Raw genomic sequence first — 17783 nt, 5'->3', positions numbered from 1 at the left:
ATGCAACGCATGAATATAAATAAAATAATATCGAGATATTTTATATACTGATTTTTTTATTATTCGCAAACTCAGTAATAAACTTTACTAATATATTGCAGCTAAACCGCTTACCCTGAATATTCAGGGTAAGCGTGAGAGTTAAAAAAGAATTACAGCGGTTGGGTTTGCGCTTCAACCACGGCCAGCGCCACCATGTTGACGATACGACGTACCGATGCGATCGGCGTTAACACGTGAACCGGTTTCGCCACGCCCATCAGCACCGGACCGACAGTCACACCTTCCGAGCTGGAAACGCGCAGTAAGTTGTAACTAATGCGGGCAGCTTCCATGTTCGGCATCACCAGAATATTAGCGGAACCTTTCAAAGGGCTGTCCGGCATACGGTCGTTGCGAATCGCTTCCACCAGCGCTGCATCGCCGTGCATTTCACCATCAATCATCAGTTCTGGCGCACGTTCCCTGACCAGTTCCAGCGCCTGACGCATTTTGCTCGACGACGGGCAGTCAGAAGAACCAAAGTTGGAGTGCGACAACAGAGCCACACGCGGTTCAATACCAAAACGACGAACAGTTTCTGCCGCCATCAAGGTGATCTCCGCCAGCTCTTCTGCATCAGGCTCATCATTGACGTAGGTATCGGCAATAAAGGTGTTACCACTCGGCAACAGCAGCGCGTTCATTGCACCTGCGGTGTGAACGCCATCGCGATAACCAAAGACATTTTTCACCACGCTAAAGTGTTCATGATAATCGCCCACCGTACCGCAAATCATTGCATCGGCTTCGCCACGCTGAACCATGATCGCGCCGATCACTGTCGGGTTACTGATCAGCGCACGCTGCGCCTGCTCCTGAGTGACACCGCGACGCTTCATGATCTGGAAGTATTCGGTCCAGTACTCTTTAAAACGCGGATCGGATTCGTTATTGACGATCTCAAAATCAACGCCCGACTTGATCTGCAAGCCCAGTTTCTGAATGCGCATTTCGATCACGTTCGGACGACCAATAAGGATCGGTTTCGCCAGTCCCAGCGTTACCAGTTCCTGAGTGGCATGCAGAACGCGCGCCTCTTCCCCTTCCGGCAGAACTACGCGCTTCGGCGCTTTGCGAGCCTGGGAGAAAATCGGCTTCATAAACAGGTTAGTTTTGTAAACGAACTCTGTCAGCTTGTCGATGTAGACGTCGAAATCAGCAATCGGACGCGTCGCCACGCCCGACTCCATCGCCGCTTTCGCCACCGCAGGAGCGATCTTAACGATCAAGCGCGGATCAAACGGTTTTGGAATGATGTATTCCGGACCAAAGCTCAGATCCTGATCGCCATACGCTGAAGCCACCACTTCACTCTGTTCCGCATGGGCCAGTTCTGCAATCGCGCGTACCGCCGCCAGTTTCATCTCTTCGTTGATGGCGGTTGCGCCAACGTCCAGCGCGCCACGGAAGATAAACGGGAAGCAAAGGACGTTGTTCACCTGGTTCGGGTAGTCGGAACGGCCGGTACAGATGATGGCATCCGGACGCACTTCTTTCGCCAGCGGCGGCAGAATTTCCGGTTCCGGGTTCGCCAGCGCCAGGATCATTGGCGCACGGGCCATTTTCTTCACCATTTCCTGGGTCAGCACTTTCGGGCCGGAACAGCCGAGGAAAATATCCGCGCCTTCAATCACATCATCGAGGGTACGTTTACCGTCATCCACCACCGCGTATGCAGCTTTGGTTTCCGCCATGTTTGGCTCACGGCCCTGATAGATAACGCCTTTTGAATCGCAAACCACGATGTTATGTTTTTGCAGACCCAGCGCTACCAGCAGGTTCATACAGGCGATTGCTGCGGCACCCGCGCCAGAAACCACCATCCGCACGTCGGAGATGTTTTTCTCCACCACGCGCAAGCCGTTGAGGATGGCGGCAGTGCTGATAATTGCCGTGCCGTGCTGATCGTCGTGGAATACCGGAATATTCATCCGCTCGCGCAGTTTCTGTTCAATATAGAAACATTCTGGCGCTTTAATGTCTTCGAGGTTGATGCCGCCGAAGGTCGGTTCGAGCGCAGCGACGACTTCAATAAATTTGTCCGGGTCGAGTTCATCAACTTCAATGTCAAATACATCAATCCCGGCGAATTTCTTAAACAGAACGCCCTTGCCTTCCATCACCGGTTTGCCTGCCAGCGCGCCAATGTTGCCTAACCCCAGCACCGCCGTACCGTTAGAGATCACCGCTACCAGGTTACCGCGCGCGGTATATTTGTAGGCTTTTAACGGGTCTTTTTCGATTTCAAGACAAGGTGCGGCAACGCCTGGTGAGTAGGCCAGCGCCAGATCGCGCTGCGTTGCCAGAGGCTTGGTTGGAGAAACCTGGATTTTCCCTGGAACTGGAAATTCATGGAAATCAAGTGCACTTTGTTTTAACTGGTCATCCATTTGGTTGTTCCTTTCACGTAACGTTCACAAATAAAGTGTGTGGGCAACAGCCCCTGTCCACAACGTGGCGCACATTATTACCCTGCCGGAGTCTACAGACTTTGAGCAAGTCCAAACTCTCACCATTAATATAATGTTTTGGTAATAATCCTATAACACTGATGTTACCTGCTTAATCCAGCAATACCATGCCTGTCTGCTATGCTTTTTTGATGCGTTTAGCGAAATTTCTCAGAAGTGTGAATTAACGCACTCATCTAACACTTTACTTTTCAAGGAGTATTTCCTATGAACGAGTTAGACGGCATCAAACAGTTCACCACTGTCGTGGCAGACAGCGGCGATATTGAGTCCATTCGCCATTATCATCCCCAGGATGCCACCACCAATCCTTCGCTGTTACTCAAGGCTGCCGGATTATCACAATATGAGCATTTAATAGACGATGCTATCGCCTGGGGTAAAAAAAATGGCAAGACCCAGGAACAACAGGTGGTCGCAGCGTGTGACAAACTGGCGGTCAATTTCGGTGCTGAAATTCTCAAAATCGTACCCGGTCGCGTGTCAACAGAAGTTGATGCACGCCTCTCTTTTGATAAAGAAAAGAGTATTGAGAAGGCGCGCCATCTAGTGGACTTGTATCAGCAACAAGGCGTTGAGAAATCGCGCATTCTGATCAAGCTGGCTTCGACCTGGGAAGGAATTCGCGCGGCAGAAGAGCTGGAAAAAGAAGGTATCAACTGCAACCTGACGCTGCTGTTTTCTTTTGCACAGGCGCGGGCCTGTGCAGAAGCAGGCGTTTTTCTGATTTCGCCGTTTGTCGGGCGTATTTATGACTGGTATCAGGCACGCAAGCCGATGGACCCGTATGTGGTGGAAGAAGATCCAGGCGTTAAATCAGTACGCAATATCTACGACTACTATAAGCAACACCACTATGAAACCATTGTGATGGGCGCGAGCTTCCGTCGCACCGAACAAATCCTCGCCTTAACCGGCTGCGACCGACTGACTATCGCACCGAATTTGCTGAAGGAGCTACAGGAAAAAGTTTCGCCAGTGGTACGTAAATTAATCCCACCTTCTCAGACGTTCCCACGCCCAGCTCCCGTGAGCGAAGCGGAGTTCCGTTGGGAGCACAATCAGGATGCGATGGCGGTAGAAAAACTGTCTGAAGGCATTCGTCTGTTCGCCGTTGATCAACGCAAACTGGAAGATCTTCTTGCCGCCAAACTATAAACCAGCCACGGAGTGTTATATGTCCCGAAAAGACCTTGCCAATGCGATTCGCGCACTCAGTATGGATGCGGTACAAAAAGCCAATTCTGGTCATCCCGGCGCGCCGATGGGCATGGCTGATATTGCCGAAGTGCTGTGGAACGATTTTCTTAAACATAACCCCACCGACCCAACCTGGTATGACCGTGACCGCTTTATTCTTTCCAACGGTCACGCGTCGATGCTGCTCTACAGTTTGCTGCATCTGACCGGTTACGACCTGCCACTGGAAGAACTGAAGAACTTCCGTCAGTTGCATTCGAAAACCCCTGGTCACCCGGAAATCGGCTATACGCCAGGTGTTGAAACCACCACCGGTCCTCTTGGACAAGGTTTGGCGAACGCCGTCGGGCTGGCGATAGCAGAGCGTACGCTGGCGGCGCAGTTTAATCAGCCGGATCATGAAATTGTCGATCACTTCACCTATGTGTTTATGGGCGACGGCTGCCTGATGGAAGGTATCTCTCACGAAGTCTGTTCGCTGGCGGGCACGCTGGGGCTGGGCAAGCTGATTGGTTTTTACGATCACAACGGTATTTCCATCGACGGTGAAACCGAAGGCTGGTTTACCGACGATACGGCAAAACGTTTTGAAGCCTATCACTGGCATGTGATCCATGAAATCGACGGCCACGATCCGCAGGCGGTGAAGGAAGCGATCCTTGAAGCGCAAAGCGTGAAAGATAAGCCGTCGCTGATTATCTGCCGTACGGTGATTGGCTTTGGTTCGCCGAATAAAGCAGGTAAGGAAGAGGCGCACGGCGCACCACTGGGGGAAGAAGAAGTGGCGCTGGCACGGCAAAAACTGGGCTGGCACCATCCGCCATTTGAGATCCCTAAAGAGATTTATCACGCCTGGAATGCCCGCGAAAAAGGCGAAAAAGCGCAGCAGCGCTGGAATGAGAAGTTTGCCGCCTATAAAAAGGCTCATCCGCAACTGGCAGAAGAGTTTACCCGTCGGATGAGCGGCGGTTTGCCGAAGGACTGGGAGAAAACGACTCAGAAATATATCAATGAGTTGCAGGCGAATCCGGCGAAAATCGCTACCCGTAAGGCTTCGCAAAATACGCTTAACGCTTACGGGCCGATGCTGCCTGAGTTGCTCGGCGGTTCGGCGGATCTGGCTCCCAGCAACCTGACCATCTGGAAAGGTTCTGTGTCGCTGAAGGAAGATCCGGCGGGCAACTACATTCACTACGGGGTGCGTGAATTTGGTATGACCGCTATCGCCAACGGCATCGCGCACCACGGCGGCTTTGTGCCGTATACCGCGACGTTCCTGATGTTTGTTGAATACGCCCGTAACGCCGCGCGGATGGCGGCACTGATGAAAGCGCGGCAGATTATGGTTTATACCCACGACTCAATTGGTCTGGGCGAAGATGGTCCGACGCACCAGGCTGTTGAGCAACTGGCTAGTCTGCGCTTAACGCCAAATTTCAGCACCTGGCGACCGTGCGATCAGGTGGAAGCGGCGGTTGGCTGGAAGCTGGCGGTTGAGCGCCACAACGGACCGACAGCACTGATCCTCTCAAGGCAGAATCTGGCACAGGTAGAACGAACACCGGATCAGGTTAAAGAGATTGCTCGTGGCGGTTATGTGCTGAAAGACAGCGGCGGTAAGCCAGATATTATTCTGATTGCCACCGGTTCAGAGATGGAAATCACCCTGCAAGCGGCAGAGAAATTAGCGGGAGAAGGTCGCAATGTTCGCGTGGTTTCCCTGCCCTCGACCGATATTTTCGATGCCCAGGATGAGGAATATCGCGAGTCGGTACTGCCTTCAAATGTTTCTGCCCGCGTGGCAGTAGAAGCGGGTATTGCCGATTACTGGTACAAATATGTTGGTCTGAAAGGGGCAATTGTCGGGATGACAGGTTATGGGGAATCAGCTCCGGCGGATAAGCTGTTCCCGTTCTTTGGCTTTACCGCCGAGAATATTGTGGCAAAAGCGCATAAGGTACTGGGAGTGAAAGGTGCCTGATGGTGATCGCAGGATGCTGATTGTCGGATGTGACGCTGGCGCGTCTTATCCGGTCTACATGTCCCCGCCATTTTTTTTAACGGGTGATCCACAACGTGGGCCAGGCGTCTGGCCCATGCCAGTTATCGCAGGTGGGTTCTGCGGCGTAACGCACCAGGCGAAAACGCTGACCGTCAAAGCGCCAGCGCGCCTGAATGCCACAATCGCTTAATCCGCGCCCTTTTGCTAAGGTCACCAGTTCACGCGATTTTTCATCGAATGTTGCGTTCATCAGTTCCAGTTCATTGGTCTCCTGACCGTTGTTGAACGGCAAACGCAACCGTACCGGGCGCGAGGCCAGCGGCTTTTTACGCGACACAATCCATGCCAAATCAATGGTGTTATAGGCCCCTGCCTCACAGCTAATCATCATCAGCGCTTTATCATCGGTCAGCGCAGTGACATTCACCTCACGACGTAACGGATCAAGCGAACAGCGCAGACCATTCATCCGCCAGTTTCCATAATCCAGCAAATCGTTACGTTCTTCGAGTGAGAGTGGCGTCGGCGTTGGGTTAACCACCGCGACCTCTTTCAGCGCAGGCGCTGGCGGTACGCTGAGCGGCGGTTCGTCCCCTTTCTTTATCCACGCGGTCTCACTGCCAACGCGCTTTTGCTGGGCATCAATAAACAACAACGCCGCTTTTAAGCCACTCAGAGAAATAGTCTGATTGCCGTCGCGTAAGGTGATCGCCCTCCCTTCCTGAATCATCTGCAAAAACGCGGTGATGGTTGCCGTATCATCGGTTACTAATAACCATGGTGAAATCCGCCACTTGTCACCACTTAACGCCAACGGCTCACCATCTAACAGCATCCGTGGCGCTATCTCCCCTTCTGACGCATCCGGCGACTTCAACCCGCCGCGCTCAATACGTAAAACGGCATCGGTATGCGCCCCGGCGCTGCGGCTCAGGGTCATCACCAGTCCATTATGATCGCCCGTATTGCGCGCTACACAGAAATTTTGATTATTACAGGTGACCTGCCAGTCGGAAAACGCCCGTTGCGCTGGTGCCGCCCACACCAAAGACATCGGCAACAAAGCGAAAAAAAAGAGAAGGAAAATGCGATATCGCATGGACGGTACGACCCCAGAAGTTCAAACAAACAGCACAAGTCGTATCTTCGTTGCGCAGGTAGCGCGGCTCAATCGGATTTGTCGGATTGAGCCAATAATAAACAACGAAATATTATTGTTATTTTTCAGTCCATTAAATGTGACATTTGCAAATAGTTAAGCAATAACACCGTCTTACCGTCACGTATCTCGCCGGTTTTAATCATCTCCAGCGCCTGGCTGAACGGCAGCTCAAGCACTTCAATATCTTCATCTTCGACACCACCACCGGCGTTAGCGCGCTGGCTGTCACTGTATTCGGCGATAAAAAAGTGGATTAGCTCAGTCACACCGCCTGGCGACATATACAGTTCAAATAATTTGCGGACTTCGCCAACTTCATAGCCCGTCTCTTCAATCGCTTCTTTGCGAATGCACACTTCCGGTTCGTCGTTATCCAGCAGCCCGGCGCAGGTTTCAATCAGTTGCCCGCTTTCATTGCCATTAACCCAGGTAGCGACGCGGAACTGGCGAATCAGAACCACGGTCTTTTTCTTCGCGTTGTACAGGAGGATCGTCGCACCATTACCGCGATCGTAAACTTCACGTTTATGGCGGATAACTTCGCCATCTTTGCGCGTGAGATCGTAAGTAATGTTGTGCAGGGTAAAATAGTTATCGGAGAGAATTTTGTCTTTAACGAGGGTGATTTGTTGCGTCATACCGACTCCACAGCGCGAAATGAACAATTATCTTACGCTGTGAAGTCGGGTTTGTCTGCGCAGGCTATCAGTGAGATTTGACTGATTTTACGCCCAGCCAGTCAATGATCCCCTGTGCCGCATGACGTCCTTCTGCCATTGCGGTAACCACCAGATCCGCACCACACACGGCGTCACCACCGGCGAAGATTTTCGGATTCGTGGTCTGGTAACGGTACTGGCTTTCCACATCCGCGATGATGCGGCCCCATTTGTCTACCGTTACACCGTGCGACTCCAGCCACGGCATCCCGTGCGGATTGAAGCCAAACGCCATAATCACCGCATCGGCTGGCATGACAAATTCACTGCCTTCCACCGGCACTGGACGCCGACGCCCCTGGGCATCCGGCTCGCCAAGACGCGTGCGCAGGAAACGAATCCCGCAGACGTGACCTTGTTCATTCAGTTCAAGCGCCACCGGCTGGACGTTAAATTCGAAGTTGGCCCCCTCTTCACGGGCGTTCTTCACCTCTTTCTTCGAGCCTGGCATGTTAGCTTCATCACGACGATAAGCGCAGGTGACGTTACTCGCGCCGTGGCGCAGCGCAGTACGCACACAGTCCATCGCGGTGTCGCCGCCGCCCAGTACCACGACGTTAAGTCCGGCAGTATTGATAAACGGCTCTTCCGGTAGCTCTTCGAGTCCCATCACCTGTTTAGTATTGGCGATGAGGAACGGCAGCGCGTCATAAACGCCCGGCGCATCTTCATTGGGTAAACCCGCTTTCATGGAACGGTAAGTGCCTACGCCAACGAAGACCGCGTCGTATTGTTCCAAAAGCGAATTCAAAGAGACATCTTTACCCACTTCACAATTGAGTTCGAAGTGAATCCCCATCGCGCTGAAGATTTCCCGACGGCGTGCCAGCAGGGATTTATCCAGTTTGAAAGAAGGAATGCCGAAAGTGAGCAAGCCACCGATTTCTGGATGGCGATCGTACACCGTCACCTCTACGCCATTGCGGGTGAGAACATCTGCACAGGCCAGCCCTGCCGGACCCGCACCGATAATCGCCACCCGCTTGTCCACTTTGGTGACATGGCTTAAGTCAGGACGCCAACCTTTCGCCAACGCCTGATCTGAAATGTAGCGTTCAATGTTACCGATAGTTACTGCGCCGTGCTCATCGCGAATAGTACAGGCACCTTCACACAAACGGTCTTGCGGGCAAACGCGTCCGGTAATTTCCGGCAGGGTGTTGGTCTGGTGAGAAAGCTCGACGGCGGCGTCGATGTTTCCGGCTTTCACCAGTTCAATCCACTGCGGTATATGGTTATGCAGCGGGCAGGTCCATTCACAAACGCTGTGCTCGCCGCACTTAAGGCAGCGCGAGGCTTCCCGTTGTGCCTGATCGGCACGGAATGGCAGATAAATTTCATCAAAACCGGTTTTGCGCGCTTCAATCGCCAGTTTATCTGGCTCGCCACGCGCGGGCGTTGCCTGCATTTGCTCGACTTTACTCATTACCGGCATTTCTTGCGCCGCGGTACTGGCATGCCACGGTTGTTGTTCCTGACGTGCGGTGCGCAAGCGGCGGGATTTCGCCATGCCGGAGAGTGCGGCGTCAGTGACCAGTTGCAGCGCGTCCGCCGGGCAATTTTCGACACAGGCAGGACCGTTTTCGCGCCCTGCACAAAGGTCGCATTTATGCGCCGTGGCTTTTACTTTTCCTGCCGCAACGGGTGTCAGAACGATTTGCATCGTACCAAATGGACAGGCCACCACGCAGGATTTACAGCCAATACACTTTTGCTGATTGACCTGAATGCTGTCATCAACGTGGCTGATTGCGCCATTAGGGCAGCTACGGGCGCAGGGCGCATCTTCACAATGGTGACAGGTCACTGCACTACGTTGCTGCTGATGTTTGATAACCGTAATTCGGGGATGAAAATGGTGTTGGCTCAGGACATGTTGCTCGTCATTGTGAGCCATGACACAGGCGATTTCACAAGCATGACAACCCAGACATTGCTGACTGTTGGCCATAATAAAACGATTCATAACGACCTTCTTTTTTGGTTGTAAAAACCTTATTCTTTATATGAGTGTTGTTATTACCCGACTTACAGGGGAATCGGCAATGTTCATGTGCCCAGAATAAGTAACTATTTCGCTATAAACTGTGGCAGATCAAATAATCCCATCACTGACTAAATTTCGTTTCAGCGAACTGGAACATTAATGATTTTTTGTGGAGAAGACGCGTGTGATTGTTAAACGACCCGTCTCGGCCAGTCTGGCCCGGGCCTTTTTTTACATTGTGCTGCTGTCGATTCTTTCCACGGGTATCGCTCTGCTAACGCTGGCGAGCAGTTTACGCGACGCTGAGGCTATCAATATTGCCGGATCGCTGCGTATGCAGAGTTACCGCCTGGGCTACGACTTGCAAAGTGGCAGTCCACAACTCAATGCACATCGCCAGTTATTTCAGCAGGCACTGCATTCACCGGTATTAACCAATCTCAACGTCTGGTATGTGCCAGAGGCAGTAAAAACCCGCTATGCGCATCTGAATGCCAACTGGCTGGAGATGAATAATCGGCTCAGCAAGGGCGACTTGCCGTGGTATCAGGCCAATATTAATAATTATGTTAATCAGATAGACCTGTTCGTGCTGGCTTTACAGCACTACGCTGAACGCAAAATGCTGCTGGTGGTGGCAATTTCCCTGGCTGGCGGCATCGGTATTTTCACGCTGGTCTTTTTTACTTTGCGCCGCATACGCCATCAGGTGGTTGCCCCGCTGAATCAGCTGGTTACCGCCAGTCAGCGTATTGAACACGGGCAGTTCGACTCGCCGCCGCTGGATACCAGCCTGCCGAATGAGCTTGGCCTGCTTGCAAAAACCTTTAACCAGATGTCGAGCGAGCTGCATAAATTGTACCGTTCGCTGGAGGCGTCAGTAGAAGAAAAGACCCGCGATCTCCACGAGGCCAAGCGTCGTCTGGAGGTGTTGTATCAGTGTTCGCAGGCGCTAAACACCAGCCAGATTGATGTGCATTGTTTCCGCCATATTTTGCAGATTGTTCGCGACAATGAAGCGGCTGAATATCTGGAGTTAAATGTCGGTGACAACTGGCGGATTAGCGAAGGGCAGCCAAACCCGGAATTGCCGATGCAGATTTTACCGGTGACAATGCAAGAGACGGTTTACGGCGAACTGCACTGGCAAAATAGTCACGTTTCATCATCAGAACCGCTGCTTAACAGCGTTTCGTCGATGCTGGGACGCGGTTTGTACTTTAATCAGGCGCAGAAGCATTTTCAGCAGTTATTGTTGATGGAAGAACGTGCGACCATCGCCCGCGAATTGCACGACTCGCTGGCTCAGGTACTTTCTTACTTACGTATCCAGTTGACGTTACTGAAGCGTTCGATACCGGAAGATAATGCCACCGCACAAAGTATCATGGCCGATTTTTCCCAGGCGTTGAATGATGCTTATCGGCAGTTACGCGAGCTGTTGACTACTTTCCGCCTGACGCTGCAGCAGGCGGATCTCCCCTCCGCGTTGAGGGAAATGCTGGATACGTTACAAAATCAAACCAGCGCCAAACTGACCCTCGACTGCCGTCTGCCAACCCTGGCGCTGGATGCGCAAATGCAGGTGCATTTGTTGCAAATTATTCGCGAAGCGGTGCTGAATGCGATGAAGCACGCCAACGCCAGCGAAATCGCCGTTAGCTGCGTCACCGCGCCGGATGGCAATCACACAGTCTATATTCGCGACAACGGGATTGGCATCGGTGAACCGAAAGAACCCGAAGGCCATTATGGTCTGAATATCATGCGCGAACGCGCGGAAAGATTGGGTGGGACGCTGACTTTTTCACAACCTTCCGGCGGCGGCACGTTAGTGAGTATTAGCTTTCGCTCTGCGGAGGGTGAGGAAAGTCAGCTGATGTAATGCCTCTTATTGACCAAAGAATAGTGGCACTTAAGGTTCAGTATAAAAGGGCATGATAATTTACATTAACTCCTTTTTTTCTCCACGATTGGCTCGTACCTTGCCGCTACAGTGAAGCAAGCCAAGCCTACAACGATACGCAGAAACACGAGGTCCTCTTTTAATGGCGAATTTCTTTATTGATCGCCCCATTTTTGCCTGGGTGCTGGCAATCCTGTTGTGTCTGACAGGTACCCTGGCGATTTTTTCATTGCCCGTTGAACAATACCCCGATCTCGCGCCACCGAATGTGCGAGTGACCGCTAACTATCCCGGCGCATCGGCCCAGACGCTGGAAAACACCGTGACCCAGGTTATCGAGCAAAATATGACCGGCCTCGATAATCTGATGTATATGTCATCTCAGAGCAGCGGCACCGGTCAGGCATCTGTCACGTTAAGTTTTAAAGCAGGCACCGATCCGGACGAAGCCGTGCAGCAAGTACAAAACCAGCTGCAATCAGCCATGCGAAAGTTACCGCAGGCGGTGCAAAATCAGGGCGTGACGGTGCGTAAAACCGGCGATACCAACATTCTGACCATTGCCTTCGTCTCTACCGATGGTTCGATGGATAAACAGGATATTGCCGATTATGTTGCCAGTAATATTCAGGACCCGTTAAGCCGCGTGAATGGCGTCGGGGATATCGATGCCTATGGTTCGCAATATTCCATGCGTATCTGGCTGGACCCGGCGAAACTCAACAGTTTCCAGATGACGGCTAAAGATGTCACCGATGCCATTGAATCACAGAACGCGCAGATTGCGGTTGGGCAACTTGGTGGTACGCCTTCCGTCGATAAGCAGGCGCTCAACGCCACCATTAACGCCCAGTCACTGCTGCAAACACCAGAACAGTTCCGCGATATCACCTTGCGGGTGAATCAGGACGGCTCAGAGGTAAGGCTGGGCGATGTCGCCACCGTCGAAATGGGGGCGGAGAAATACGATTATCTTAGCCGCTTCAATGGTAAGCCAGCCTCCGGGCTGGGGGTAAAACTGGCCTCCGGCGCGAACGAAATGGCGACAGCGGAGCTGGTGCTCAATCGTCTCGACGAGCTGGCGCAGTATTTTCCACACGGACTGGAATACAAGGTGGCGTATGAAACCACCTCTTTTGTAAAAGCCTCCATTGAAGACGTGGTGAAAACGCTGCTGGAAGCTATCGCCCTGGTTTTCCTCGTTATGTATCTGTTCCTGCAAAACTTCCGCGCCACGCTGATACCCACTATCGCCGTGCCGGTGGTGTTGATGGGAACCTTCTCGGTGCTTTATGCCTTCGGCTATAGCGTCAACACCTTAACCATGTTCGCGATGGTGCTGGCTATCGGCCTGTTGGTAGATGACGCCATCGTGGTGGTGGAAAACGTCGAACGTATTATGAGTGAGGAAGGACTCACTCCTCGCGAAGCCACACGTAAATCGATGGGGCAAATCCAGGGCGCACTGGTCGGGATTGCGATGGTGCTTTCGGCGGTATTTGTGCCAATGGCCTTCTTCGGCGGCACCACCGGTGCCATCTATCGCCAGTTCTCTATTACCATTGTTGCGGCGATGGTGCTGTCAGTACTGGTAGCGATGATCCTCACTCCTGCTCTGTGTGCCACGCTACTTAAGCCACTGAAAAAAGGTGAGCATCACGGGCAAAAAGGCTTTTTTGCCTGGTTTAACCAGATGTTTAACCGCAACGCCGAACGCTACGAAAAAGGGGTGGCGAAAATTCTCCACCGTAGCCTGCGCTGGATTGTGATTTATGTCCTGCTGCTTGGCGGCATGGTGTTCCTGTTCCTGCGTTTGCCGACGTCGTTCTTACCGCTGGAAGACCGTGGCATGTTTACTACTTCGGTACAGTTGCCCAGCGGTTCAACCCAGCAACAGACCCTGAAAGTCGTTGAGCAAATCGAGAAATATTACTTCACCCATGAAAAAGACAACATCATGTCGGTGTTTGCCACCGTGGGTTCTGGCCCTGGGGGTAACGGGCAAAACGTGGCGCGAATGTTTATCCGCCTGAAAGACTGGAGCGAACGCGACAGTAAGACCGGCACCTCGTTTGCCATTATCGAGCGTGCAACGAAGGCGTTTAACAAGATTAAAGAAGCTCGCGTTATCGCCAGCAGCCCGCCAGCAATTAGCGGTCTTGGTAGTTCTGCGGGTTTTGATATGGAGTTGCAGGACCACGCTGGAGCGGGTCACGATGCGCTGATGGCAGCACGAAACCAGTTGCTGGCGCTGGCAGCGGAAAACCCGGAGCTAACCCGTGTGCGCCATAACGGCCTCGACGACAGTCCGCAGTTGCAGATTGATATCGACCAGCGTAAAGCTCAGGCGCTGGGCGTTGCTATCGACGATATTAACGACACACTGCAAACCGCCTGGGGTTCGAGCTATGTGAATGACTTTATGGATCGCGGTCGCGTGAAGAAAGTCTATGTGCAGGCAGCTGCGCCGTATCGCATGCTGCCAGATGACATCAATCTCTGGTATGTCCGAAATAAAGATGGCGGCATGGTGCCCTTCTCTGCTTTCGCGACCTCACGCTGGGAGACAGGCTCGCCGCGTCTGGAACGCTATAACGGTTATTCTGCGGTTGAGATTGTTGGGGAAGCCGCACCGGGGGTCAGTACCGGTACGGCGATGGATATTATGGAATCGTTAGTGAAGCAGCTGCCAAACGGCTTTGGTCTGGAGTGGACGGCGATGTCGTATCAGGAGCGGCTTTCCGGCGCGCAGGCTCCGGCGCTGTACGCCATTTCCTTGCTGGTGGTATTCCTGTGTCTGGCGGCATTGTATGAAAGCTGGTCGGTGCCGTTCTCGGTAATGCTGGTCGTGCCACTGGGGGTTATCGGCGCGCTGCTGGCAACCTGGATGCGCGGGCTGGAAAACGATGTTTACTTCCAGGTGGGCCTGTTAACGGTCATTGGTTTATCGGCGAAAAACGCCATCCTGATCGTCGAATTTGCTAACGAGATGAACCAAAAAGGCCACGACCTGTTTGAAGCGACGCTCCACGCCTGCCGTCAGCGTTTACGCCCGATTCTGATGACCTCGCTGGCATTTATCTTCGGCGTATTGCCAATGGCAACCAGCACAGGTGCCGGTTCCGGTGGTCAGCATGCGGTGGGTACTGGCGTAATGGGCGGGATGATTTCGGCCACTATTCTGGCTATTTACTTCGTGCCGCTGTTCTTTGTGCTGGTGCGCCGCCGCTTCCCGCTGAAGCCGCGCCCGGAATAAGCAATAAAAAAGGCGACATGCCAATGTGTCGCCCTTTTCAACTTTCCGATTAAGAACCTGCTCAGCGGGTTCTTGCTGTTTGTACTTTGTCTCAGGAATTACTTACGAAGCATAACTTCGATAAAGTCTTTCCAGTTCCCCAGTTCACGTTCAATCATAACAACCTCTCTTATAATTATGGGTATTCTACGGAAACAATATACCGTGGTGAAGCTAATTTACTCGATTGCTGCGATGACTACCTCCGGGGGACAAACCTTATGTAAATACTATGGTCCTGCGGTGATGATTTGTATGTGATACACCGCAACATTTCGAGATATTCATACGGCATCTAATACTGATTTAATTCTGGTTAAAATACAGACAGATAACAAGATGAATATTCTTAATGTTTACGTTAAAAATGTTTAATGTTATTTAATAGTTGTTAATTTGAATACTTCGATAATGTTATATTTCCTGATAATCATTTGCAGGCAAAATGTTTTCACCTTTAAATGAGTATTTATTCTCATAAATCGAAAAAGGATTCATTATGGTTACACTTTACGGCATCAAAAATTGTGACACCATTAAAAAGGCTCGCCGTTGGCTGGAAGCCAATAACATCGACTATCGTTTTCATGATTACCGCGTCGATGGATTGGACAACGAATTATTGAACGGTTTTATCAACGAATTAGGCTGGGAAGCGTTACTCAACACCCGTGGTACAACCTGGCGTAAACTGGACGAAACCACCCGCAATAAAATCACCGATGCGGCCTCTGCGGCGACATTAATGACTGAAATGCCTGCAATTATCAAACGTCCATTGCTCTGCGCGCCTGGTAAGCCTATGCTGCTGGGTTTCAGTGAATCCAGTTATCAGCAATTTTTCCATGAGGTGTAGTCTATGTCGTGCCCGGTTATTGAGCTGACACAACAGCTTATTCGCCGCCCTTCCCTGAGTCCTGATGACGCAGGATGCCAGGCTTTGTTGATTGAACGTTTGCAGGCGATCGGTTTTACCGTTGAACGCATGGACTTTGCCGATACGCAGAATTTTTGGGCATGGCGTGGGCAGGGTGAAACGTTAGCCTTTGCCGGGCATACCGACGTGGTGCCGCCTGGCGACGCCGACCGTTGGATCAATCCGCCGTTTGAACCAACCATTCGTGACGGCATGTTATTCGGGCGCGGTGCGGCAGATATGAAAGGCTCGCTGGCGGCGATGGTGGTAGCTGCAGAACGTTTTGTCGCACAACATCCCAACCATACGGGGCGACTGGCATTTCTGATCACCTCTGATGAAGAAGCCAGTGCACACAATGGTACGGTAAAAGTCGTCGAAGCGTTAATGGCACGTAATGAGCGTCTCGATTACTGCCTGGTTGGCGAACCGTCGAGTATCGAAGTGGTAGGTGATGTGGTGAAAAATGGTCGTCGCGGATCGTTAACCTGCAACCTTACCATTCATGGCGTTCAGGGGCATGTTGCCTACCCACATCTGGCTGACAATCCGGTACATCGCGCAGCACCTTTCATTAATGAATTAGTGGCTATTGAGTGGGATCAGGGTAATGAATTCTTCCCGGCGACCAGTATGCAGATTGCCAATATTCAGGCGGGAACGGGCAGTAACAACGTTATTCCAGGTGAACTGTTTGTGCAGTTTAACTTCCGCTTTAGCACCGAACTGACGGATGAGATGATCAAAGCGCAGGTGCTTGCCCTGCTTGAAAAACATCAACTGCGCTATACGGTGGATTGGTGGCTTTCCGGGCAGCCATTTTTGACCGCGCGCGGTAAACTGGTGGATGCGGTCGTTAACGCGGTTGAGCACTATAATGAAATTAAACCGCAGCTACTGACCACAGGCGGAACGTCCGACGGGCGCTTTATTGCCCGCATGGGGGCGCAGGTGGTGGAACTCGGGCCGGTCAATGCCACGATTCATAAAATTAATGAATGTGTGAACGCTGCCGACCTGCAGCTACTTGCCCGTATGTATCAACGTATCATGGAACAGCTCGTCGCCTGATGAGTGGTTCTGCAAGAGGAAATAAGCATGGACTGGCTGGCTAAATATTGGTGGATTCTGGTGATTGTCTTTTTGGTAGGCGTCCTGCTGAACGTGATTAAAGATCTCAAGCGCGTCGACCATAAGAAATTTCTCGCCAACAAGCCGGAGCTTCCCCCGCATCGTGATTTCAACGATAAGTGGGACGATGACGACGACTGGCCGAAAAAGGATCAACCGAAGAAGTAAGCTAAGTGGCCGGATAAGGCGTTAACGCCGCATCCGGCCATGATGCCTGATACAGTCTTATCAGGCCTACCCGGCTATTATTACATCATTTCAATCACATCATCATCGCCAGGCTTACCGCCACTTAGCGCTTCGTCGAAATAATGTTTCGGAATGGTATAACGCAAGTGATCCAGGGCTAATTGCATACTGCGATTGTCGATCGCATGGCCTAAATCCTCCACGATATCCAGCGTCACATCGCCACCGGCACTGATTAACGCTTCCTGCGCCGCAACCGCATGCGCCAGATCGATAACCGGATCTTCACCGCCATGAATCAAGTGAATTGTTGTGGCTGTAGACGCGGTTTCCGGCAGGCTCGCGTAGCGTCCGTTGAAGGCAATGACGCGCGAAGCAAGGCCCGGTTCGGCTTTAATGCTCTCCAGCGCCATAATCGCGCCTTGTGAGAAACCGATTAGCGCCGTGGCATTAGCCCCTACTCCGCTTTGTTTCTGCCAGTAGCGCACCGTCTCAATAAACGTCGGCATGATGGCATTCACACGCGCCTGGCGATTATCTTCCGTAATACCCTGCACCGAAAACCACTGACGCCCCGCCGGATTACCGCTCGGCTCCGCGCCACCGACACTCACCACCAGCGCATCAGGAAACAGCGGCGCAAACCAGCTACCTATTTCCCCCATTGCCACCGGGTTATCCCCGACACCGTGGAAAAGCAGTAACAACTGTTGTGCTGGTTTATCCGGGCTTTGAACAACAAAATGGTCATGTTTCATGGCGA

Annotated in this window: 13 protein-coding genes; 7 read left to right on the top strand and 6 right to left on the bottom strand. The window is 52.1% G+C overall.

Annotated elements, in window-relative coordinates; all coding sequences use genetic code 11:
* Nucleotides 1-152: 152 nt before the first annotated feature.
* On the bottom strand, nt 153-2432 hold the full coding sequence (gene maeB, locus EAS44_RS07815) for an NADP-dependent oxaloacetate-decarboxylating malate dehydrogenase (RefSeq protein ID WP_000342651.1): 2280 nt from the start codon (nt 2430-2432) through the stop codon (nt 153-155).
* A gap of 288 nt (nt 2433-2720) precedes the next feature.
* Between maeB and tal the strand changes: the two genes are divergently transcribed.
* Nucleotides 2721-3671 (top strand): transaldolase, encoded by a 951-nt coding sequence (gene tal, locus EAS44_RS07810; RefSeq protein WP_001003713.1) that lies wholly within the window; start codon nt 2721-2723, stop codon nt 3669-3671.
* 19 nt (nt 3672-3690) lie between these two features.
* Complete coding sequence (tkt, locus tag EAS44_RS07805; RefSeq protein WP_000087294.1) at nt 3691-5694, top strand: transketolase; 2004 nt, start codon at nt 3691-3693, stop codon at nt 5692-5694.
* A 76-nt stretch (nt 5695-5770) separates the two neighbouring features.
* On the opposite strand, the gene ypfG is transcribed toward tkt, so the two are convergent.
* From ypfG to aegA, 3 genes are all read right to left on the bottom strand, one after another.
* On the bottom strand, nt 5771-6814 hold the full coding sequence (gene ypfG, locus EAS44_RS07800) for a DUF1176 domain-containing protein (protein WP_001270497.1): 1044 nt from the start codon (nt 6812-6814) through the stop codon (nt 5771-5773).
* A gap of 125 nt (nt 6815-6939) precedes the next feature.
* On the bottom strand, nt 6940-7515 hold the full coding sequence (nudK, locus tag EAS44_RS07795; RefSeq protein ID WP_001296284.1) for a GDP-mannose pyrophosphatase NudK: 576 nt from the start codon (nt 7513-7515) through the stop codon (nt 6940-6942).
* Between the two features lie 67 nt (nt 7516-7582).
* The gene (gene aegA / locus EAS44_RS07790) at nt 7583-9562 is read right to left on the bottom strand and encodes a formate-dependent uric acid utilization protein AegA (protein ID WP_001078852.1); all 1980 of its coding nucleotides are present in this window, start codon (nt 9560-9562) and stop codon (nt 7583-7585) included.
* Between the two features lie 205 nt (nt 9563-9767).
* On the opposite strand from aegA, the gene narQ reads away from it, so the two are divergent.
* Complete coding sequence (gene narQ / locus EAS44_RS07785) at nt 9768-11468, top strand: nitrate/nitrite two-component system sensor histidine kinase NarQ (RefSeq protein WP_001296285.1); 1701 nt, start codon at nt 9768-9770, stop codon at nt 11466-11468.
* Between the two features lie 163 nt (nt 11469-11631).
* Entirely contained in the window at nt 11632-14745 is a 3114-nt protein-coding gene (gene acrD / locus EAS44_RS07780; protein WP_001273136.1) for a multidrug efflux RND transporter permease AcrD, read from the top strand.
* A gap of 98 nt (nt 14746-14843) precedes the next feature.
* Here the strand turns inward: acrD and ypfM are convergent, their stop codons facing one another.
* Nucleotides 14844-14903, bottom strand: a complete 60-nt coding sequence (gene ypfM / locus EAS44_RS07775) for a protein YpfM (protein ID WP_001386977.1) — start codon at nt 14901-14903, stop codon at nt 14844-14846.
* Nucleotides 14904-15283: 380 nt separating this feature from the next.
* Here ypfM and yffB point away from each other — a divergent pair, with 380 nt between their 5' ends.
* From yffB to ypfN, 3 genes are read left to right on the top strand one after another with little or no spacing between them, the layout of a single operon-like run.
* On the top strand, nt 15284-15640 hold the full coding sequence (yffB, locus tag EAS44_RS07770; protein ID WP_000258234.1) for an ArsC family reductase: 357 nt from the start codon (nt 15284-15286) through the stop codon (nt 15638-15640).
* A 3-nt stretch (nt 15641-15643) separates the two neighbouring features.
* Nucleotides 15644-16771: a succinyl-diaminopimelate desuccinylase gene (gene dapE / locus EAS44_RS07765; RefSeq protein ID WP_001277797.1), complete on the top strand. Its 1128-nt coding sequence runs from the start codon at nt 15644-15646 to the stop codon at nt 16769-16771.
* 27 nt (nt 16772-16798) lie between these two features.
* Nucleotides 16799-16999, top strand: coding sequence for a YpfN family protein (gene ypfN, locus EAS44_RS07760; RefSeq protein WP_000383836.1), 201 nt, complete (start codon nt 16799-16801; stop codon nt 16997-16999).
* Nucleotides 17000-17079: 80 nt separating this feature from the next.
* On the opposite strand, the gene ypfH is transcribed toward ypfN, so the two are convergent.
* On the bottom strand, nt 17080-17778 hold the full coding sequence (ypfH, locus tag EAS44_RS07755) for an esterase (protein ID WP_000679832.1): 699 nt from the start codon (nt 17776-17778) through the stop codon (nt 17080-17082).
* Nucleotides 17779-17783: the final 5 nt, after the last annotated feature.

It is taken from the genome of Escherichia coli DSM 30083 = JCM 1649 = ATCC 11775 (genome assembly GCF_003697165.2).
GTDB lineage: Bacteria > Pseudomonadota > Gammaproteobacteria > Enterobacterales > Enterobacteriaceae > Escherichia > Escherichia coli.
This window is presented reverse-complemented; position numbering and strand designations above follow the sequence as displayed.

Bases quoted from the DNA above. Each gene is read 5' to 3' on its own strand.
- ypfG (WP_001270497.1), bottom strand. From the start codon at position 6,814: ATGCGATATCGCATTTTCCTTCTCTTTTTTTTCGCTTTGTTGCCGATG.
- dapE (WP_001277797.1), top strand. From the start codon at position 15,644: ATGTCGTGCCCGGTTATTGAGCTGACACAACAGCTTATTCGCCGCCCT.
- acrD (WP_001273136.1), top strand. From the start codon at position 11,632: ATGGCGAATTTCTTTATTGATCGCCCCATTTTTGCCTGGGTGCTGGCA.
- tkt (WP_000087294.1), top strand. From the start codon at position 3,691: ATGTCCCGAAAAGACCTTGCCAATGCGATTCGCGCACTCAGTATGGAT.
- aegA (WP_001078852.1), bottom strand. From the start codon at position 9,562: ATGAATCGTTTTATTATGGCCAACAGTCAGCAATGTCTGGGTTGTCAT.
- ypfN (WP_000383836.1), top strand. From the start codon at position 16,799: ATGGACTGGCTGGCTAAATATTGGTGGATTCTGGTGATTGTCTTTTTG.
- yffB (WP_000258234.1), top strand. From the start codon at position 15,284: ATGGTTACACTTTACGGCATCAAAAATTGTGACACCATTAAAAAGGCT.
- maeB (WP_000342651.1), bottom strand. From the start codon at position 2,432: ATGGATGACCAGTTAAAACAAAGTGCACTTGATTTCCATGAATTTCCA.
- ypfH (WP_000679832.1), bottom strand. From the start codon at position 17,778: ATGAAACATGACCATTTTGTTGTTCAAAGCCCGGATAAACCAGCACAA.
- nudK (WP_001296284.1), bottom strand. From the start codon at position 7,515: ATGACGCAACAAATCACCCTCGTTAAAGACAAAATTCTCTCCGATAAC.
- tal (WP_001003713.1), top strand. From the start codon at position 2,721: ATGAACGAGTTAGACGGCATCAAACAGTTCACCACTGTCGTGGCAGAC.